General features: G+C 61.9%; 17 protein-coding genes. 1 reads left to right on the top strand and 16 read right to left on the bottom strand.

All coding sequences use genetic code 11. The features are described from left to right. Nucleotides 1-274: 274 nt before the first annotated feature. From ACZ2HM_RS20910 to lgt, 11 genes are all read right to left on the bottom strand, one after another. On the bottom strand, nucleotides 275-2,458 hold the full coding sequence (locus ACZ2HM_RS20910; RefSeq protein ID WP_470426924.1) for a heavy metal translocating P-type ATPase: 2,184 nt from the start codon (nucleotides 2,456-2,458) through the stop codon (nucleotides 275-277). Between the two features lie 24 nt (nucleotides 2,459-2,482). Beyond that, nucleotides 2,483-3,448: a c-type cytochrome gene (locus ACZ2HM_RS20905; RefSeq protein ID WP_470426923.1), complete on the bottom strand. Its 966-nt coding sequence runs from the start codon at nucleotides 3,446-3,448 to the stop codon at nucleotides 2,483-2,485. A gap of 43 nt (nucleotides 3,449-3,491) precedes the next feature. Then, nucleotides 3,492-4,724 carry a c-type cytochrome gene (locus tag ACZ2HM_RS20900; RefSeq protein WP_333970668.1) on the bottom strand — a complete coding sequence of 411 codons (1,233 nt, stop codon included), beginning with the start codon at nucleotides 4,722-4,724 and terminating at the stop codon, nucleotides 3,492-3,494. After that, nucleotides 4,721-5,341 carry a cbb3-type cytochrome c oxidase subunit II gene (locus tag ACZ2HM_RS20895; RefSeq protein ID WP_333970667.1) on the bottom strand — a complete coding sequence of 207 codons (621 nt, stop codon included), beginning with the start codon at nucleotides 5,339-5,341 and terminating at the stop codon, nucleotides 4,721-4,723. Before ACZ2HM_RS20895 ends, ACZ2HM_RS20900 begins: the two co-directional genes overlap by 4 nt. Continuing rightward, nucleotides 5,338-6,924: a cbb3-type cytochrome c oxidase subunit I gene (locus ACZ2HM_RS20890; RefSeq protein WP_333970665.1), complete on the bottom strand. Its 1,587-nt coding sequence runs from the start codon at nucleotides 6,922-6,924 to the stop codon at nucleotides 5,338-5,340. The genes ACZ2HM_RS20895 and ACZ2HM_RS20890 overlap by 4 nt, the downstream gene beginning before the upstream one ends. Before the next feature lie 9 nt (nucleotides 6,925-6,933). After that, nucleotides 6,934-8,301 (bottom strand): alginate export family protein, encoded by a 1,368-nt coding sequence (locus ACZ2HM_RS20885; RefSeq protein ID WP_470426922.1) that lies wholly within the window; start codon nucleotides 8,299-8,301, stop codon nucleotides 6,934-6,936. After that, nucleotides 8,298-9,812, bottom strand: coding sequence for a bifunctional metallophosphatase/5'-nucleotidase (locus tag ACZ2HM_RS20880; RefSeq protein ID WP_470426921.1), 1,515 nt, complete (start codon nucleotides 9,810-9,812; stop codon nucleotides 8,298-8,300). Before ACZ2HM_RS20880 ends, ACZ2HM_RS20885 begins: the two co-directional genes overlap by 4 nt. 116 nt (nucleotides 9,813-9,928) lie before the next feature. After that, complete coding sequence (locus ACZ2HM_RS20875; protein WP_470426920.1) at nucleotides 9,929-10,513, bottom strand: DsrE family protein; 585 nt, start codon at nucleotides 10,511-10,513, stop codon at nucleotides 9,929-9,931. Next, the gene (locus ACZ2HM_RS20870; protein ID WP_470426919.1) at nucleotides 10,486-11,250 is read right to left on the bottom strand and encodes a substrate-binding domain-containing protein; all 765 of its coding nucleotides are present in this window, start codon (nucleotides 11,248-11,250) and stop codon (nucleotides 10,486-10,488) included. The genes ACZ2HM_RS20875 and ACZ2HM_RS20870 overlap by 28 nt, the downstream gene beginning before the upstream one ends. Then, on the bottom strand, nucleotides 11,247-11,867 hold the full coding sequence (locus ACZ2HM_RS20865; RefSeq protein WP_470427327.1) for an MBL fold metallo-hydrolase: 621 nt from the start codon (nucleotides 11,865-11,867) through the stop codon (nucleotides 11,247-11,249). Before ACZ2HM_RS20865 ends, ACZ2HM_RS20870 begins: the two co-directional genes overlap by 4 nt. A gap of 542 nt (nucleotides 11,868-12,409) precedes the next feature. Next, nucleotides 12,410-13,246 (bottom strand): prolipoprotein diacylglyceryl transferase, encoded by an 837-nt coding sequence (gene lgt, locus ACZ2HM_RS20860; RefSeq protein WP_470426918.1) that lies wholly within the window; start codon nucleotides 13,244-13,246, stop codon nucleotides 12,410-12,412. Nucleotides 13,247-13,373: 127 nt separating this feature from the next. On the opposite strand from lgt, the gene ACZ2HM_RS20855 reads away from it, so the two are divergent. Then, complete coding sequence (locus ACZ2HM_RS20855; protein WP_470426917.1) at nucleotides 13,374-15,125, top strand: chloride channel protein; 1,752 nt, start codon at nucleotides 13,374-13,376, stop codon at nucleotides 15,123-15,125. A 25-nt stretch (nucleotides 15,126-15,150) separates the two neighbouring features. On the opposite strand, the gene ACZ2HM_RS20850 is transcribed toward ACZ2HM_RS20855, so the two are convergent. The 5 genes from ACZ2HM_RS20850 to ACZ2HM_RS20830 all read right to left on the bottom strand — a co-directional run bounded on the left by ACZ2HM_RS20850 (nucleotide 15,151) and on the right by ACZ2HM_RS20830 (nucleotide 20,305). Continuing rightward, the gene (locus ACZ2HM_RS20850; RefSeq protein ID WP_082919883.1) at nucleotides 15,151-15,264 is read right to left on the bottom strand and encodes a DUF2474 domain-containing protein; all 114 of its coding nucleotides are present in this window, start codon (nucleotides 15,262-15,264) and stop codon (nucleotides 15,151-15,153) included. Then, nucleotides 15,264-16,271, bottom strand: a complete 1,008-nt coding sequence (cydB, locus tag ACZ2HM_RS20845; protein WP_119750134.1) for a cytochrome d ubiquinol oxidase subunit II — start codon at nucleotides 16,269-16,271, stop codon at nucleotides 15,264-15,266. Before cydB ends, ACZ2HM_RS20850 begins: the two co-directional genes overlap by 1 nt. Before the next feature lie 5 nt (nucleotides 16,272-16,276). Next, entirely contained in the window at nucleotides 16,277-17,680 is a 1,404-nt protein-coding gene (locus ACZ2HM_RS20840; RefSeq protein ID WP_119750136.1) for a cytochrome ubiquinol oxidase subunit I, read from the bottom strand. A 157-nt stretch (nucleotides 17,681-17,837) separates the two neighbouring features. Then, the gene (locus ACZ2HM_RS20835) at nucleotides 17,838-18,614 is read right to left on the bottom strand and encodes a sulfite exporter TauE/SafE family protein (protein WP_470426916.1); all 777 of its coding nucleotides are present in this window, start codon (nucleotides 18,612-18,614) and stop codon (nucleotides 17,838-17,840) included. A gap of 5 nt (nucleotides 18,615-18,619) precedes the next feature. Then, the gene (locus ACZ2HM_RS20830) at nucleotides 18,620-20,305 is read right to left on the bottom strand and encodes a bifunctional protein tyrosine phosphatase family protein/NAD(P)/FAD-dependent oxidoreductase (RefSeq protein WP_470426915.1); all 1,686 of its coding nucleotides are present in this window, start codon (nucleotides 20,303-20,305) and stop codon (nucleotides 18,620-18,622) included. Nucleotides 20,306-20,321: the final 16 nt, after the last annotated feature.

Below are 20,321 nucleotides of genomic sequence, written 5' to 3'. Positions count from 1 at the left end.
CATCGGCATTCTCAAAACGCCATCCTTTTTGGGACCGCCCGCGATCGCCATCTCCTTCCTGAAACCTGTCTGACCGCACTCTACCAGATTTGCGCCATAGTAGGACGGGACATCGCCCACGAGCGGCCGGATCTGGCAGTAGCTGTCGTTCGGCAGACCGTGCCGGGACGACGCCCTTGTCCCAGAAGGCGTAGATTACGGCGGAAAACCCTGTCGCCATCCTGGATGCACGACAAACGAGTGTTTGCCGACACCTGAGCGGGGCTGTCGGCGCTTAGCGTATATCTGGGTCCGTTCTATGTACTGACCCCGCTGATGCAGGCGCTGGGAGGTGGCGGCCGGCCTCCGCAGGTCGCCGCTGCCCCAATACCTGAAACGGCTGCAAGGCCAACCCGGCTGTGACCAGCGAGCTTGCCGCCATTAACGCTGCGGCCGTTACGGGATTGATAAAGCCGGCCGCACCGGCCGCCGCCGCGAAGACGTTATATGCAATCGTCACGAACATAAGCCGTCGCAGCACCGCGATCAGCCGTCCGCCTAGCATCCGCGCGACCAGCAAACTGTCGATCCTGTCGTCGAGCACGATCTGCGCCGTCCTAACCGCCGCGGGATGGGCGCTGGCGACCGCCAAACCGACATCGGCGGCAGCAAAGGCCGGCGCGTCGTTCACGCCGTCGCCGACAAAGGCGACGGGGCGGCGGCTCCGATGGATCAGATCGGCCTTGTCTTGCGGCGACAGCGCTGCGTGTCGATCCTCAGGCGCAATATCGACGATCCTTCCGATCGCATCCACGGCTCCGCGATGGTCGCCACTGGCAATGCCCGCCCTTACGCCTGCACCTGTCAGCGCGGACAGAGTCGTTTCGATCCCGTCACGCGGCTGATCGCTCAGGCGCAACGTACCGACATGCACGCCCCCGATCCGGACTGCGAGCGCGGTTGCGCTGCTGTCATCGTCAGGCGCGGTACCTACTTCGACGGCCTGACCGCACCAGGATCCCGAGGCACCGCGGGGGTGCCGCTCGCCAACACCGCGCGCTTTTCCGGCCCTGGCTGAGATGGCGTAGGCAATGGGATGATCGATCCCCGCCTCAGCCTCCGCCGCAGCGTTCAGGACATCGCTGGCCGTCCAGCCGGGCTGGGGAAGCACCGCCTCGACGAAAGGCTTGCCGCGAGTGAGAGTCCCGGTCTTGTCGAAATAAATGGTACGGACGCGCGCCAATGTCTCGAGCGCGCCTGGATCGACGACGCGGATGCCCAACGTCGCGGCCGCGGCAACCGCTGCGAGGCCAGCTAGCGGGCGAGCGAGTACGAGCGCACAGGGGCACAGCACGATCATTGTCGCAAGGCCGTGCTGAATGGCCAGCGCCGGCGCCTCGCCTGTAACGACCCAACCTAGCGCAACCAGCATCCCCAGCAGCGGGATGATCGCGCTCAGCCATCCCGCCAGGCGCTCTACAGGGTCCGCAGGACCGCGTCGCGCCGCCAACTCGATCGCCACTCGGCCGCCAATCCGATCAATGTCGCGATCCCCTGCCCGGCGATCGGTGCGCAGCACGATTGCGCGTTTCAGGTTAAGCGCCCCGGCGGGCACGCGCATGCCCGGACCGATGCTCAGAGGCATCGCCTCGCCCGTCAGAATGGCACGGTCGATACTGCTCTCGCCCGCTTCCACGAAACCGTCGATCGGCACTTCGGCGCCGGCCTCGACGATGATCCGGGTGCCTGGCATTACCGCATCGATCGCGACCCTGGTGCCGTCATCGGCCAGACGCGCCGTCTCCGGGGCGGCGCGTTCGATCGCATCGATTGCATCGATCGCTCGGCTTCGCAGGCGAAGATCGATCAGGCGGGCGACCAGCAGCACGGTGACGAGCATCACCGCGGCATCGAAATACACATTGGCTCCGCCGCTCGCCAATGCCTGGATCGAAGCCAGTATCGCTGCCACGATGCCGACCCCGATCATCAAGTCGAACGAGGGCGAACGCAATCGGAGCGAGCGGACGGCCATCGCCATCAGATCGGAGGCGGCATAGCCCAAAACCGGGACCGCCAAGAGACCTGACGCCAGCGCCAGCCACCAGCGTGTCGAGCTATCCCGCGGCGGATCGAGATACAGGATCAGAGAAGGCAACATCGACCACATGCCGAAAAACAGCGCGACCGCCAGCCGTATCACGAGCCTCCGCCGCGTCGCATCCAAGGCGGATCGCATCGCCGCCGCGTTGCGCGGCGGCGCCAGACCGTAGCCACCGGACTTTACGCAGTCCGCGATCTGCGCTTCGTGAAGCTGTGCGGCGTCCCATTCCACAAAGGCCGAGCGGGTGAGGAAATGGACGGCGACATATCGCACGCCGGGGAGCGCGGCGATCCGTCGTTCGAGCCCGCTCGCGCAGCCTCCGCACCAAAGTCCGTCCACGCCGTAAAGCTGTCGCCTGGGTTCGGGTTTGGTCATGGCTCCAAGGTCACGACCGAATCATCAAGGTGTGCCGGTTTTGACGCCGACGCCGATGAGGCGTCCCCCGAGGGTCTTCCCATAAAAGCTGTCACCGCCATAGTTGGCCTTTGCGTTCTCGACGACACTTCCCTTCTGCCGCGGGTCCTTGGGCCGCTCGCGGCTGTCGATAAACGCTGCCGCGTCCCAGGCTTCCTGATCTGTCAGGCTGTTACCTTGGCCCAGCGGCATGTTTGCCTTGATGAACCCGGCGGCGGTGTTGACCCGCGCCATGCCCGCTCCCCAATTGTAGCTCTCCGGCCCCCACAAAGGAGGGAAGACCACACGGCCATTTAGATCCCGTTGCCCCTGACCGTCGCTTCCGTGGCACGTCGCGCATTTGGCGGCATAGACTTGGCGGCCGCGTTCAGGATCATAGCCCATCGCGGTCTTTTCAAGTTCGGGATAGCCGCCGCCTTCCATCTTCTCGCCGGTTGGCGCGCCGGTCGCCAGCCAGTGCATATAGGTCTGCAAATCCTTGTAAACGTCATGTCCGCCGGGTGGCGGGCCGCCAGACGGCGAGCCCTGGGCATTCATTGAATAGGTGAAACACCCCTTTACCCGGTCCTCCATCGTGTTGATCTGTTTGTTTTTCGACCGGTACATCGGGTAGATGACCCATGCCGCCCACATTGGCGCGGAATTGGCTTTCCGCCCGCCATCGAGATGACAATTGGCGCAGGCGAGCTGGTTGCCGACGAACTGACCGGCATTCGCACCCGTGTTCATGAAGATCGCCTGGCCGCGCCGGATCGCGTCGCCTGCCGGCCCGTCCGGAATCTTGCTCTCCGAGGGCGGCTGAAATGACGATGGCTTGGCGACGGTTTCAGAGCGAGCGGAAGGATCGCCCCGGTCGCTGATAATTCCCAGATCGAATGCGAGCGAGGCAAGAACGAACAAGGCGGCACCGCCGCCGACAGCATAGACGGCGGTCTGGATGCCGCGCCCCATGCCAGCCTGGCGCGGGGTCTCGGACCCCTCGACTGCCTGACGTTCATTGTCGGACATCGGTCTTCTCCTTGGCGCGGGGTGCTGCCGGAATCGGGGGTAGTGTCGCGAGATAATCCGCCACCGCCCGGCGATCGCCGTCGGTCAGCGCTTTTGCGATCCCGTTCATCAGCTTCTGACGTGCATTATCGCGTTCGCCTGAAATCCACGCGGTCAGCTGACCAGCGGTGTAGGCGGGGTGTTGAGCCGCCAGGGCCGGGAATTCTGGTGGCACGCCGAAGCTGGATGGCCCGTGACACGAGGTGCAGGCCGGTATGTTGCGGTTCCAGTCCCCTTCGAGAACAAGCTGCTCACCGCGATCGATATCTCCCCCAAGTCCGGGATGGGCGGTAGATGGCGCGCGCAGTTGCGAATAATAAAGCCCCAAGGCGTTGCGCTCGGATGCCGTAAGCGCCCCTGCCACCATCGCCATCGTCTCATTGCGGCGTGCACCGCTGACGTAATCGGAAAGCTGCTTCGCGATATAAGCCTCCGGCAGCCCGGCAAGGCGTGGCACCGTCTCGGCGCCCTGCCCCTGCGCGCCGTGGCAGGATGCGCAGGCCCACACGCCCGAACGCCCTTGCGAAACGAGCCGCATGATCTCGGCGTTCGCTGGTCCAGCTGCGGGTGCCGCGATGTACATTGGTTGAACTCCTACCTCGGACGAGAGCCGCACGGCGATCTCGTGACCGCCTTGCCAGGGCCCTCGACCGCGGCCAGCCTCACGGATCGATGCGACTCGGTGTTCCGACACGGGGTCTCGCTTGCCAACGAACGTTGCCCGAACATGTGTGACCAGCCGCGCAATCTCGGCATCCGAAAGAACACTCGAGAAATTGGGCATATGTCCGTTATAGACGGTATCGCCGACCCGGATTGGTCCGTCGATGCCATGCAACAGAATGTTAGTCGCAACATCCGGAGTTGCCGTGAGAAATGGGGACGCTGCAAGCGGTGGCACCGCATCACGCACGCCAGACCCGTTAGACTGATGGCAGGTGCCGCACCGGGCTGCGAAAAGAGCCGCGCCGCTGGTGTCGCCGCGGGCGGGCATGTCTGCAAGCTGGTCGGCGCGTTCGACCTGGCCGACAGATACCGCCTCGCTATTGTCGAACAGCAAAACACCACCCCAGATGGCAAGCGCCACCGCGATCATCAGTACCGGCAGGGGGATGGGCCGAAAATTCTCATAAGGCTCGAAAGTCTCTTCAGGCCGCTGGGGATTGGCATGGCCGGTCATCGCGGTTCGCCCGGCTCGGAATAGCCATCGTCGCGCACCGCCATGGGCGGCACGGGATAGCTATGGTCGAGTCCTTGAAGATAAGCGACGAGATCGAGCGCTTCGGGTCTGGCAACCACGACCCCCGTGTCCGGCCGGTACTGGGAAGGCAGCGAGATCACCACATCACCGGGTGCTGCGCGCGCTTTGAGCTCGAACAGATATGGATAGCCCGGCATGATGCTCCAGTCGAAGATCGCCCTTGGCTGATAGAGGTGCGTCAGGTGCCAATCCCGGCTGGGTAGCCGCGCGCCGACATTGAACAGATCCGGACCGGTGCGCATCGTCCCCAGCTGATGAGGGCGATCATTGACATAATCGGAGGCGACGGACGCGCGACCCCAGCCGCGTTCGGCGTCGGGCGCCTGGTCGACCGAGCGCGGCTGCTGGCTGTGGCAGTAGACACACCCTTGCGAGACATATTGGGCACGCCCGCGCATCTGCTGCTCGGTATATGGCTTGAGGCCTGGAGTCGCGGTCATGCCGCGAATCTGGACTGCCGGTGCGATCACCAGCATCAGCGTAGCAAACGCCAGGATCGCCAGCGCCAGGATGCCGAGCGGAACAAGGCGGTTCATGTCGTCACCGCGGGACGCGAGGAAACGACACGATCGGGCTGCGCCGCATCCCGGCGCAGAAGCGCTACGGCGAAATGCGCCGCAAAAAGCAAATGCCCTGCGACCATCAGGCCGCCACCCACGGAACGCGCCGCAAGATAGGGCATCGTGACGCGCACGCTATCGGCGAAAGGACGGGTCGCATCGAGCATAGCGAGACCTTGAAAGATGCCGCCGACCGTCAGTGCGACGAAGTAAATCAGGAACCCGATCACGACTAGCCAGAAATGGGCGGCAATCGCTGCCGGCCAAGGCCATTGTCGTCCCGTCGTCCGGGGCAGGATGTAATAGACTGCGCCGAACAGGATGAGCGATAGAAAGCCATACACGCCAAGATGGGCATGCCCGACGGTATAGTGCGTGAAGTGGGTCACGCTGTTGATCGATCGGAGCGCCTCGATCGAACCCTGAAACGATGCCAGGGTGTAGAACAGAGCGCCCAATGACACAAAGCGCAGCGGGACGGATTCCTTGAGTGCCCAAAGGTTGCGCGCGACCAGAACGTGCTGATTTATCGCGACAGCGATAACAGGAACGAACATCATCACCGAATGGACGATCGATAAGGTGACCACCCAGGTCGGAACGGGGCCGCCGATCAGGTGGTGGATTCCGACTTGACTGTAGAACAGGGCAAGCGCCCAGAATCCCAAGAGTGACAGGCTGTAGGAATAGATCGGCTTGCCGATGATCTTGGGGATGAAATAATAGGCCGCGCCGACGCCGAGCGGGGTTAGCCAAAGCCCTAAGACATTGTGGGCGAACCACCAATTTACGGTGGCTTCCTGAACACCCGAATGGATGCATGGGATATTTGCGATGGCGAAGAGTATCGGGAACCAGCAAAGCGCGCCGAGGTAATACCAACCGGTCACGTAGATATGATGGACCTGCCGACGGACCGCCGTGACGATCAACGGCAGCACGAAAAAGCTGCCGGCGACCGCCAGCAGGATATCGATCTGCCAAGGGATCTCCAGCCATTCCTCGCCGTCGGTCCAGCCCCGCGCGATGGCGATGGCGCCGGCCAGCACGCCGAGATTCCACAGCACCGCGCCAACGATCGGCAACCTCGGGAACCGCAATGGTGTGTGGAATATCCTGGGGGTGACCCACAACGCGACCGCAATCCCCGTCATCGACGCCCATCCATAGATGACGAGGTTGAGGTGCAGTGTCCGAACCCGCCCGAAGGTAAGCATCGCCGAACCATCTAGCCAGTCCGGCCAGTGCAGCTTGAGCGAGGCGATGAGCCCGAACAGCGACCCGACAACCAGCCATGCGATGCCGCTGGACACGAGCAGCAGAACCGGAGCCTTCGAAACATGATCAAGCCCGGCGCGCTCGACATCGAAGTGATGGACGTCGGGACCCTCGGTAGTCGGATCGTCGGCCTGGCCCGCCTCGCCCTCGGTAAAGATCGTGTACGCGTGGCGCTGCTCGATCCGCAGCTGGTTGTTGTTGATCGCCCAGATCATGAACGCGAGCGCCAAGAGTGACGCAACGAAGCTCAGGCCCAGCAACAGGCCGATCGTCAGCGACATGGTGTGCGCTCAGAAGGTGAAAGTGATATCGGCATAGCCATAATTTGTATCGCCCGTCGCTGGCGCATTGGGTGCGGTGCGGAGAAAGTGCCCCTTGAACAGGCGCGCATAGCCTATATCCAGCAGCGCCACTTTGGGGATCAGCTGATAACGCAGCTGCACTTCGAGTTGCTGGCCGGCATCGTGGCCCGAGCGGCCTGCAGGATCGCGCACGCCGGTCAGCCCGAAGCTGTCCGTGGCGCTGTCGAGCCGCAATAGCCGGAAATTACTCATCAGATCGAGCCGCTCGCTCGGCTTCGCCTCGACGCGAACACCGGGCGATACCAGGTTCGACCGCGACACCGGGCCGAACAATGCCGTCGGGCCGAATTCAAACCGGCGACCTCCGTACAGGAAGTCGAAGCGATTGAGCGCATCGCTACCGCGATCCCCGGTGTAGTAATCGAAGAAGCCCACGACCCGCGGCTTCCAACCGTTTGCCCATCGATAGCCGACTTCGCCATGAAACCCGTAGGACCGCACATCTCGATCAACGGTATCGCTTGCCGAACGGCTGGCGCGGGCAGAACCGAACTGCCCCATCCCCTCAAACTCGAAGTCGATTCCGCCATTCTTGGGCGCTCGCTTGATCCGTAGCCCGGGCGTGAACAGTCGGCGATTGGTCGTCTCGAAGCCTTCGGCGTCACGCTCAGTCAGGCCATAGGCATAGGTCTCGAGCAAAAGCGCTTCGCCAATCGGCTGCGCGTTGAACACTCCGAACAGCTGCAAGTCGGTCGTCTCGCGATCCCACTGATGCGCATTGTCGCGGATTGCCGCCGTATCCGACGGCAGGCGGATATTGGGCATCGACCAAAATGCGACAAACCGCCGACCGCCTGGCGCGGTGCGTTCGAGGCGCGCGCCGGTGTAGGCGTTCATCGAATTGCGAAAGCCCTGGCGCGACACCAATCGCGAGGATCCAAGCGCCATCGTCATCCGGCCCGTGGTCACATGTGTATCGCTGCCGTTGCCCAGTGCATCATCGAGGTCAAAGCCAACATAATATTGCGAAAATTCGAGCGCGTTGACCACGCCTGTATCGGCGGATGAGTCTTGGTCCTGGAAATAGCCTCGCGCATCATGAAACTCGGCGCCGATACGGATCGGCCCCGTATCATATTCGGCGAACAGCGTGGTGCGCAGTGACACCAACTGATCGGATGTCGCCGCTTCGGGGCGGAACTGACCGTCGACCACCTCGACCCTAGGGCGAAAGCTGCCTGAAATATGCAGATTGTCGGGCGACCCGATCGCCTCGTGCAATTCGCCGTCCTCGGTGACCTGCGCTGTAGCTGGCGCGGCGAGGGTCAACCCAAGGAGTAATAGCGCCGATTTCATTTCCCGAGCAACGGGATCAGGCGGATATTGCCCATCGCCGGACTGACGATTGTGCGGCGTCTGACCAGACCATCCTCGACCAACTGCGTGATCGAAACGTCGTGTGTCTTAAGCTTGCGGCCATCCTCGAACACGTAGCGGTGCAATCCACCCGTCATCCCGGCATTCGTGGCAACCTTGTACCAGCGCCCGGGTTCGAGTGCGGTTCCCGCCACAGCGACCCCGCTGACGCGCTTGCCCACCGGCGCGTTGAGATCGAGCGTCCAACCGATCCCTGAACCTTGGAGTAGCCCACCGACGCGGTCGAGATCATTACCCGGATTGAGGTTGGTGGCGCTTTGCTCGAGCAACCGCTTCACCTGCGCACCAGTCATCTCCAGGGTGACCAGCTTCGTCGGGTGGGGAACGAGCGTGTAAAGCCTTTCGCGCGTCACCGGCCCCGGCTCGATCGAGACGCCGTACCCCACGCCCGGCATGAAGGCGATATCAGCCCCGGTATGTTCGCGCATCAGGTCGCCGACGAGCACGTCAAACGGGCTTTCTGACTTATACTGCCGTCCGATCCTGTCGGCGCTGTTCGCAAGGACCTCGTCCAACCGCTTTCGGTAGGGCGCATCGATTTGGGTCACCAACTGAGTCATAGTCGGGTCAGGCGCGATCCGGTCGCTCCACAGATCATGGACCGTCCCGGATACGCCCTTGAGCTTGCGATCGCCGCCGATCGTAATGCGCAATTCTCCCAACGCCGCGCCATCCGACAACGCTTGCACGATCCAGGTATTGTTGATCTTCTCAGGCGGCGCGATGCGATCATGCGAGTGGCCGCCAACGATCAGATCTACGCCCCGCAACTCGCGCGCGAGCCTGCGATCGACCGCAGTACCCTGGTGTGACAGCAATACCACGACATCAGCGGCCTTGCGCATCTCTGGGAGATATTGCCTGGTCGCCTCGATTCCGCTGGTGAATTCAAGTCCGCGGACATTGGCCTTGCTGCCAGTCTCATCGGTATTGTGGTAGCTGAGCGCGAGCATCGCAACGCGAATGCCGTTCACGTTGAAAATGTGCCAGGGCCGGCCGAAAATGGGCTTTCCCGCATCCAGCGTGTTGGCGCCCCGCATTGGGAAATTGGCGAGCTTGGCCAGTTCGCGCGTCCGCGCGAGGCCATAATCGAAATCATGATTTCCCAACGCCATGTACTGGTAGCCGAGCGCGTTCATGAGCCGGATGATGGCTGCACCGCGCGTTTCGTTGCCGACAAGGTCGTCGCTGAAGGTGTCGCCTGCATCAACCAGCAGAACATTGTTGGCGCCATCGCGCCGTCGAATTTCGTTAACCTTGCCCGCCAAATATTGAAACCCACCTATCATTGCCGCGCGGTCGAACTGCGCGGGCGCGCGACCGGGATCACCGGTTTGTGCAGTCGCATCGCCGGGGGCAACATGAAACGGCACATGCCGCCCATGGATGTCGTTCGTATGGAGGATGGTAATGGTGCGATCCTGCGCCACCGCCGGCGTCGCCAGAAATACCGTCAGCGCAGCTATGATATGACGCATCTTATCCTCTCCTCAGATTGATTGGCTGATCGACCATTGCGGCCTTACCTTAAGCCAGCCTTAAGGCTTCAGTCCGGTATCAGTGCGAAGCCTTGAAGTTGCAACGTCGCCAGCGTGGTCAGCGCGGCCAGATCGACCCGTACGTCTTTCGCAGTTGAATCGGCCGCAATGTTCTGGCCATGAAGCGCCTGACTGCAGACATGGACCTGGGCGCCTGCGCCTTTGAGCGCCGCAATCAGAGGCAGGTTCGGGTTCGCGACCTTGAACTTGGCTTGATAGGCTGCGTCATTCATCACCAGCGGTGTGGCGGGACCGTGGACGATGGCAACGATATCGCCCGCCGCTGGGCGGATACCGCGCGTCGCAAGCAGATTGAGGAAGCGCGCCACTTTCACAATGCTCGGATTGGGCTGAGCGGGATCGGTCGGCGCCTTGGTGATATTGAAGACGACACGGTATCGGATCGATGGATCCGGCTGATTGTAGGCACCCGGTGCCGGCACGATGGGGCCATGACCCGAAATGGCTGGAAAGCGTGCATCCTGGGCCATAGCGGCGCCAGGCACCAGCAAGCTCATGGCTGAGAGAAGGAGGAGTCGTTTCAACATGGCAGCAGGGACTTTCATCACTTGGAGGTTGCGGGCACGCGCCAACCGTAGCGCCGAAAGATCCGTGCCGCCTCCAGGCTGGTCAGATATGTCGCGAACGCGCGTGCATCCGCAGACGAGCGGTTCGTGCGCGTCACGGCGACCGCCATCGACCGATAGAGGACGATGTTGCGCTCGATGGCGACCTGGTCGGCGATCGCCGGGTTCGCCACTTGCCAAATATTCCAGATGACCCAGGCGTCGATCTCAGGGCGCGTGGTCCAAGCCTCACGGGCAGCGGCGCTGTTCGCGGCAAAAAGCTTGATACGCGGCCGCAGCTTGCGGATGAAATCGATGCCTCCCGCGCGGCTGGCAAGGTCTTCCCAAAGTCCGTTCTGTCCCGCACCCTCCACGACCATGACATCGACATCGGGGCGCGTCAGATCGCGAAAACCGCGGACGCGAAGCGGATTATCCTTGCGTACCAGAATTGTCGCCGGGCGATCATAAAGCGGGGTCACATCCGACTGATGCAACAGATCGGGCAGCGCACGCACGAACTCGGTCATCATCGTGTCGGACCCGCTGTAGATCAGATCGGCCTCGCGTCGCGCACGATCGATCCACTGCGGCGTCGGTCCGCTGACGATCTCCACCTTGGTCCCACTCTGCTGCTCGAACTGGTCAGCGGCGTCACGCATCGCCGGCGCCGGCCCGCCGGGACCAAAGACCCGTAATTGCGCCGACGCCGGCGCGGCGCCGAGCAGCAGGACGACTGCCACGTATAGGAGCGAACGTATCATTTGGCCTCGTTCTCGGGTGGCTTGAAATGGTTGAGAGGTATCTTCAGGAACGCACGGCCGCACGGTTCGGGATCGGGAAGTCTGCCGCCGCGGATGTTGACCTGCAGCGCAGCAAGCATCAGCTTGGGAAGCGGCAGTGTTGCATCGCGCGTGTCGCGCAGCTTGACGAAATCGACCTCGCTGCGATCGCCACCGACATGCACGTTCTTCGCTTTGTGTTCAGCGACGGTTGCACAGCACTGGACGTCGCGATCATCCTTTTCATAGTCGTGCCCGACGAACAGCGCCGTGTCGTCCGGCAAAGCCAGTAAGCGTTCAATACTTCGATACAATGAGAGCGAGCTACCGCCCGGAAAGTCCGCACGCGACGTGCCCATATCGGGCATCATCAGCGTATCGTGGACAAACGCTGCGCCATCAGTTGCATAGGTGATCGACGCCAGCGTGTGACCTGGCGAAAACAAAACGCGCATCTCGGTTTCACCGATCATGAAACTGTCGCCATCCCCGAATAGCCGATCCCATTGCGACCCATCAGTGGGGAAGTCCGGAAGGCAGTAGATGTCGCGCCAAAGTTTCTGGACCTCGACCACATTAGCGCCAATCGCGCGCGGGATACCCAGGGCATCCGCCAGATAGGGCGCCGACGAAAAATGATCGGCATGCGGTGCGTATCTAGGATCCAGTCGACGGTCACCTGCTGCTCCTTAACAAAGGCCAGCAAAGCATCCGCATTGCGTGTGGCGGTCGCGCCGGACATAGGATCGAAGTCGAGCACCGGGTCGATAATAGCCGCATGATTGGTCGCGCGATCGATCACGATATACTGCCAGCTGCCGGTCGGCTCGTCCCACAGCGCCGCGACTGAAATCCCGTCCAACTCGAAGCGTCTCAACGCGCGTCTCCTTTCGAATCACCTACACAATGATTGTAAGCGTGTTAGGTTGCAACCGCCTGATGCGTGACCCACCAGCAGATCAGGAGTGAGCACTTGCGGGAGTCAACCGTGCTTCCGTCTGCATTGGCGAAAAGATGAATTCCGTCCGTTCGCCCTGAGCAACCGGATGATTGCCAGATCGCCGTGTACAGGGCCGCACGGGTTAGTGCGCCGTACACGCTCCATTGGGTGCCGCAGGGGGCATGCTCGGCTTGCGTTCGTCTAGCATGGCGATGGCTGTCGCCGGATGGCCCAAAGCATCAGGGCCGTTCCGCCAGCGATCATCGGGATACAGAGCCATTGGCCCATATGTAGCCCGGTCGCTGTCGTGAAAGCAATGAGTTGCCTGTCAGGCTCGCGAACATATTCAACGAGAAACCGGAACACGCCATAGCCGAGGACAAACGCACCGCTCAGCATGCCGGGACGCTGGCGTGCATTCGTGAAACGGAACAGGCACCAGAGCAGCAGGAAAAGAAACGGCCCTTCGAGCACCGCTTCGTAGACTTGGCTCGGATGGCGGGGATAGGGGCCGCCGCCGGGAAAGACGATGCCCCAGGGTAAAGTCGTTGGCCGCCCCCAAAGCTCGCCATTTACAAAATTCGCAAGGCGGCCAAGCAGCAGCCCGATCGGGGCGCACATCGCGACATAGTCGATGATCCTAAGCCACCGCAGGCTATGGCTGCGCGCAAATATGATGATTGCGATCGCCACGCCGAACGCACCTCCATGGAAGGACATGCCGCCCGCCCAGAGCTGGAAGATTTTCCAGGGCTGCACGACGTAGGTGCTCAAGTCGTAGAAGAGAACGTAGGCAAGACGCCCGCCGATGATGATGCCCGCCGTCACCCATGTCACCAAGCCGTCGGCTTGGTCACGCGTCATCGGTGCCCCGTCTTCGGCGAGCAACCGGATCAGATAGAACCAGCCCAGTAGAATGCCCGAAATATAGGCGAGGCTGTACCAGCGCAGCGCGAACGGCCCGATCTGAACCAGCACGGGATTAAGATGCAGCGACGAAAAATAGATCGCGGTTTGGGCATGACCCGCGAGACTCATAGGATAGTCCATTCTAAGGGAAAAATGCTCCTTCGCATCTTCCTGACTCACGCTCAAACGGTATCCGCAGCATGCTCATGTTCCCATCCTCATCTGTCCAGCAGAACGGCACCCGGCGATATCCTGGATGAGTGAGCGTCTTTTGCGCCCCACGGGAATCGTTTCGGCCGCGCGACGTATTTTCCGGTCCAGTGAAGCCAGCTTCATTCTCCTGGCGGTCGGCATTGGCATAGGTGCGGGCCTGCTTGCAGCTTTGCTCGGCGCAACTGCGCATTTTTTCCAATCCACGCTCTACGGCCTCCATCTCGATGATCGCTTGAGCGGACTAGTGCACATCGCGCCAATGCGACTCCTGGCGCTGCCGTTGGGAGGCATGATGCTCGCAGGGATCGTTCTCCTTGTCCGCAATCACAAGCGGACAGCTATCGACGTTGTCGAGGCGAACGCCCTCCATGGCGGGCGCATACCTTTTCGCGACACGATGCTCGTATCCGGTCAGACATTGGTTTCCAACGGTTGCGGTGCATCGGTGGGGTTGGAGGCGGCTTATGCGCAAGCTGGAGGCGGCATCGCATCACTCATCGGCCAATGGTTGAACCTGCGGCGCAACGACCTGCGTGTTCTGGTGGGTGCAGGAGCCGGGGCCGCGATCGGTGCGGCGTTCGGCGCACCTCTGACTGGCGCCTTCTACGCTTTTGAAATCGTCATCGGCGCTTACACGCCGGCGAGCATCGCACCCGTGGTGGCAGCTACCTTGGCAGCGGTCGTAACCGCGCGCACGCTCGGCGCAACGCCCTACCTCATTGCCGCGACCAGCAGCCAGAGCCTCGCGACAGTGGACTATCTGCTTTATGCCGTCCTGGGGCTCGTTTGCGCGGTAGTGGGCATCGCACTGATGCGCTTGGTATCTTTTGCAGAAGCTTCTGTCCGGCGTACCAAGCTTCCGGAATGGGCAAGGCCGATAGTGGGCGGCACGTTGCTTATTCCGATCGCGCTGGCATCTCCCCACGCGCTTTCGGCTGGGCATGGAGCGCTGCATCTCACCATCGGTGGAGAACTGGCGATCGGCGCGCTTGCCCTAATTTTCTTGCTCAAATGCCTGGCCTCCGTGGTGTCTTTAGGATTCGGCTTTCGCGGCGGCCTGTTTTTTGCGTCACTTTTCCTGGGGGCCTTGCTCGGTCAGATTCTTACCCGGCTATGGATGCTGATCCCTGGCGTTGTCCCGTTATCGCCGGTGGATGCGGCGCTGGTCGGGATGGCCGCACTGGCTGTGGCGGTGGTCGGAGGGCCGATGACCATGTCCTTGCTGGTACTCGAGGCAACACATGATTTTGGCATCACGGCGGTGGTGCTTACGGCAACGCTGTGCTCGAGCGCCCTCGTCCGTGAACGCTTCGGCTATTCCTTCTCGACCTGGCGTCTGCACCTGCGCGGAGAAGTGATCCGAAGCGCCCGCGATATTGGCTGGATGCGTTCGTTGACGGCACGCAAGATGATGCGCGCTGCCCCGGCGACCGCACTGCCGACACTTTCGATGTCCGATTTCAGGCAGCAGTTCCCGTTGGGTTCGACCAGCCGAGTACTCCTGCAGGACCGATCAGGCCTCTACGCGGGCCTGGTGCCGACCGCGGCCGTCTTTGCAGATTTGGGCTCGGCGGAGCGGGCCATATCCGAGTTGGCCATCCTCCAGAATGTCGTGCTGTCACCTGAGATGTCGATCGCCTCAATCATGGAAGCATTCGACGTGAGTGGAGCCGACGATCTCGCCGTTGTCGATGAAGATCGACGGATTTTGGGTATGCTGACCGAAAAATACGTTCGCAAACGCTATGCTGACGAGATCGATCGTTCGCAGCGCGACCTTTATGGCGAAAACTGACTGCCTGTCGATGTCGCGCTGGCGATCAGGTCTTCAGCCAGAAGCGGAGAATCATCGATACCGCACCGAGCGCAACAACGCTGCCGGTCCAGATCAGCGCCATCCATCCCAGCCGCTTCCAAAAGGGCGTATACTTCATCAGTGATAGCCGTGCGTACCAACTTTGCCACGAAAGACCCAATAGGCCCATCCAGTATAGGCAAGGATGACCGGCATGATGATCGCAGTCCCCACCAACATGAATATCTGGCTCCGCTCAGGCGCAGCGGCATCCCATATGGTGATGCTGTCGGGCACGATGTAAGGAAACAGGCTGATGCCAAGTCCTGCAAATCCTAACGCGAACAGGGCCAGCGCAAGCAGGAACGGTGCAGCGGTGGCCCCGCCGCGCAGTTTGCGGAAAAACAGGAAAGCGACGATCCCGGTAAGCAGCGGCACTTGCGCCGTCGCCAGCACGCCGGGCATGTCGAACCAGCGCTTCCAATATTCGAACTGCAGGAACGGGGTGGCGGCACTGACCGCCGCCATCGCGACCAGCGTGCCTGCCCCCGCCCACAGCGCCAGCCGGCGGGCATGCGCCTCTGCGCTACCTTCGACTTTCCAGATCAGCCAGGCAGCGCCGAGCAGCGCGTAGCCGATGACCACCCCAGCCCCGGTCAACAGGCTGAACGGGGTCAACCAGTCGAGCCAGCCACCGGCATAGGCCTGGTTTTCGACTTGAACGCCTTGGAGGATCGCGCCCAGCGTCACGCCCTGCGCAAAGGCGGCTATGAACGAGCCCAGGCTGAACGCAATGTCCCATAGCGCACGGTGCCGTGGGTCGCGCCAGCGGAATTCAAAGGCCACGCCACGAAAAACCAGCCCCAATAGCATCGCGATAATAAGTGGGTACGTCGCGGTCAGGACGACACCATAGGCGAGCGGGAAGGCAGCGAATAGCCCGCCGCCGCCCAGCACCAGCCATGTCTCGTTGCCGTCCCACACTGGCGCGATCGAATTCATCGCCTGATCGCGCTCCTCCCCAACTTTGAAGCTCGCGAACAGGATGCCGATGCCTAGGTCGAACCCGTCCATGACAACGTACATGAATACGGCGAAGGCGATGATGAAAGCCCAGACGACCGTCAAATCGACGTTGATGCCCATTTTGTTTACTCCGCCCCAGTCGCGATGGCCGGTGCAGGCGTAATACCCGCAGTGCGTACCGGCATATGCTCAGGCTCCGACTCATGCGGCCCGGCCGGCTTATGCATCAGATGCAGGATGTACCATGCGCCCGCACCGAAGACTGCGAAATACACGATGACGAACGCGATCAGCGAGGCGGCAACCGCAGGCGCGGCGAGAGGCGACGCGCTTTGGGCCGTGAGCATGTGGCCATAAACGGTATAGGGTTGGCGCCCCACCTCCGTCGTGATCCACCCGGCAATCACTGCCACGAAGCCTGACGGCCCCATCAGCACGGCGGCGCGATGCAGCCACGACCAGTCGTAGAGACGTTTACGCATCCGCGCGACCAGGCTCCACAGACCAAGGCCCAGCATGGCAAAGCCGATGCCGACCATCACCCGGAAAGACCAGAAGATGACCGGCACGGGAGGCTCACGGTCATCGGGAATCGTATCGAGGCCGGCGAGCGGTGCGTTCAGATCATGCTTCAGGATCAGCGACGATGCCTTGGGAACCTCCACGGCATAATCGATGCGTTTCTCCGCGCTGTTGGGAATGCCGAACAGGATCAGCGGCGCACCGTCCGGGTGGCTCTCGTAATGCCCCTCCATGGCCATGACCTTGGCGGGCTGATGCTCCAGTGTGTTGAGGCCGTGCATGTCGCCAGCGAAAATCTGAATCGGCGCGACGATCGCAGCCATCCACATCGCCATGCTAAACATCTTCCGCGCATGCAGGTTCGCGCGGTCGCGCAGCAGATGCCAGGCGCCCACCGCACCGACTACAAAGGCAGTGGTCAGATAGGCGGCTATCACCGTATGGACGAGCCGGTAGGGGAAGCTGGGGTTGAAGATGATCGCCAGCCAGGATTCCCCTGGCAGGAAACGGCCATCGGGTGACATCTCGAAGCCGGTCGGCGTCTGCATCCAGCTGTTCACCGACAGGATCCAGAAGGCCGAAATGAACGTGCCGAGCGCCACCATGCAGGTAGCGGCGAAATGCAGGCCTTTGCCCACCTTGGACATGCCGAACAGCATTACGCCGAGAAAGCCGGCCTCCAGGAAGAAGGCGGTGAGCACTTCATAGGCCATCAGCGGCCCGATCACCGGCCCTGCCTTTGTCGAGAAAACCGACCAGTTCGTGCCGAACTGATAAGACATGACGATGCCCGATACGACGCCCATGGCGAAAGCGATGGCAAAGATCTTCACCCAGTAGCGGAACAGGTCGAGATAGATGTCCCGTCCGGTTTTCAGCCACAGTCCTTCCAGGACCATCAGATAGCTGGCAAGGCCGATTGAAAATGCCGGAAAAATGAAGTGGAAGCTGACCGTGAACCCGAACTGGATTCGGGCGAGCAGCAGAGCATCGAGGCCGTCGAACATCTTTAGTCTTCCGGTAAAGCTGCGCGCTGTGCGCGCCGCCAGCGATTGAATGTCTTTTCCGATATACCGATTTGCCGGCAACTGGCGCAAACGCCCTGACCGGAGGCGATCAAGGCGGCAATCGCCTGACAGCGGCGTTCCTTGTCGGGGATCGTGGTCACAGGGCCGCCGCGCTCTTCCAGAGCATATAGGCCGCGACGACGAAGATCAGCACCGCAAACACGGTTGTCAGCGTGCCAGTGCCAGATAGCCGCTTGGCGGCGATTGTGCCGATGAACCCGCCAGCGATGCCACCAGTGATGAACACGCCAGCCAGCACCCAGTCGATCAGCCCGGAAAATGCGTAGTTGGCGGCTGTCGTCAGGCCGAACGCCGTTACCGCGACGAGACTGGTTCCGACCGCGTTGATGATCGGCATGCTGGTCGATGCAACGAGGCCGGGGACGATCAGGAAACCGCCACCGATGCCGAAGAAGCCCGAGAAGATGCCGGTGCCCAGACCATAGCCCAGAACTTTGGGCGCATTCTCACGATTACATTGGGCACCCGGGATGCCCAGCGCTTTGCGCCCGCGCAGCATCAGTATGCTGACGACGATCATCACCAGAGCGAACAGGAACAGCAGCTTCTGCCCGTCGAACGCCTTGCCGACCGTCGACCCGCCCAGCGCGCCAAGGACGCCTGCAGCCGCATACATGCCGCCGCAGCGCCATTTGACCGTATGCTCGCGTGCATGGCTGGCCAGCCCCGTCGCGGCGTTGACGGCGACCGCCAGCGCCGACGTGCCAATCGCGACATGCGGACTGGAGACACCGACCAGATAGACCATCAGCGGCACGGCGAGGATCGAGCCGCCGCCCCCAACCAGTCCCAGCGAGAAGCCGACCAGCGAGCCTGACAGGAGGCCCAACACATATTGCAGGGGTTCGAGCATGGTGATCACGCCGCCTGACGCGCGCGTTCGATTGGTTGCGGCTTTACCAGCCACTCATGACCCTTGAGCATGCCGTTCCAATAAATCCACGGCAGCGCCTCGGACTTGAGCAGCCAGGACAGCCTCGCAGGCTGCGTTCCATCGATCAGCCATTTTGGGAAGCTGGGCAGGAGCTTGCCACCATAGCCGAACTCGGCGAGCACGATCTTGCCCTTCTCGACGGTCAGCGGGCAGGAGCCGTAGCCGTCATAACCGGCAACCGGCTCTCCCCCCTTAAGTACCGACAGCAGATTGACCGCCACGATCGGCGCCTGTTTGCGCGCCGCGGCGGCGGTCTTGGCATTGGGCGTGGAGCCACCATCGCCAAGACCGAAGATATTGGGATAACGGACGTGCTGCAACGTCACCTGATCGACCTCGACATAGCCTGCCTTGTCCGCCAGCAGACTGTCCGCAACGACACGCGGCGCGATCTGGGGCGGGGTCACATGGATCATGTCGAACGCGCGCGTCACTTCGCCCGTCTTTTCGCGGAAGGTCGCGGTCTTTGCCGCGCCGTCGACCGCGATCAGGGTGGATTCGAAATTGAGGTCGATGCCGTACCGCTCGACATAGCCCATCAGCGCGGGGACATAGTCCTTCACGCCGAACAGCACGCCGCCCGCATTGTGGAAGGCAACATCAATGTTGTTCAGGACGCCGCGTTCCAGCCAGTTGTCGCACGACAGGTACATCGCCTTCTGAGGGGCGCCGGCGCATTTGATGGGCATCGGCGGCTGGGTGAACAGCGCAACGCCTTCCCGCAGATTGCGTACCAGCTCCCAGGTATAGGGCGCTGTGTCGTAGCGATAATTGGACGTAACGCCGTTCTGGCCCAGCGTTGCCGCCAGCCCGTCGATCGCGTCCCAGTCCAGCACGTTGCCCGGCGCGACAACCAACGCGCGATAGCCAATCGCGCGGCCATTGGCTGTCGTCACCTGATCCTGTTCGGGCTGAAAGCTTTGCGCGGCTTCCCTGATCCAGGTGGCACCCTTGGGCATCACCGACGCCATCGAATGGCAGGTTGATTTCGGTTCGAACACACCTGCACCGACCATCGTCCAGCCAGGCTGGTAATAATGTTCGGTACGCGGTTCGATGATCGCCACCGAAAGCTTGGGATCCCGCTTGAGGATCGATGCCGCCGTCGCGATGCCGCCTGCACCCCCGCCGACAATGACAACGTCATAGCGGGCGGCGGGGCGATCGGCCGCGGGGCCATCCGGGCCGCTGGCCCCTGTGGCCTCGATCCGATCGCGCAATTGCGACAGGTCATAGCCAGCCGCATTTGCCGCGCCCAGGATGGCTGCGGTCGGGCGCGATCCAGCCTGGGACAATGCCCAAAGCGTCGTGGCACGGGTGCCGGTCCTGCAGAAAGCGAGAGTGGGGCCATCGGCAGATGCCAGCGCATCGCCAAAGGCCATAACCGATGCGTCGTCGAAATTGCCACCGCTGATGGGAATATAACGATAGGCAATGTCGAGCGCGTCAGCCTTTGCCTTCAGGTCGGCTGAGAGAGGTTGGCCGGGCTCTTCGCCATCAGGCCGATTGTTGATGATCAGACGGACGCCAGCAGATGCGGCCTGGTCAATGTCTTCCGGGGTAATCTGGCCACAAACGAGCAGCTTTTCGTCGAGCTTATGGGGATTCATCGAACCTCTCCTTTTT

Source organism: Sphingobium sp. KKT206, from assembly GCF_055640555.1.
This window is presented reverse-complemented; position numbering and strand designations above follow the sequence as displayed.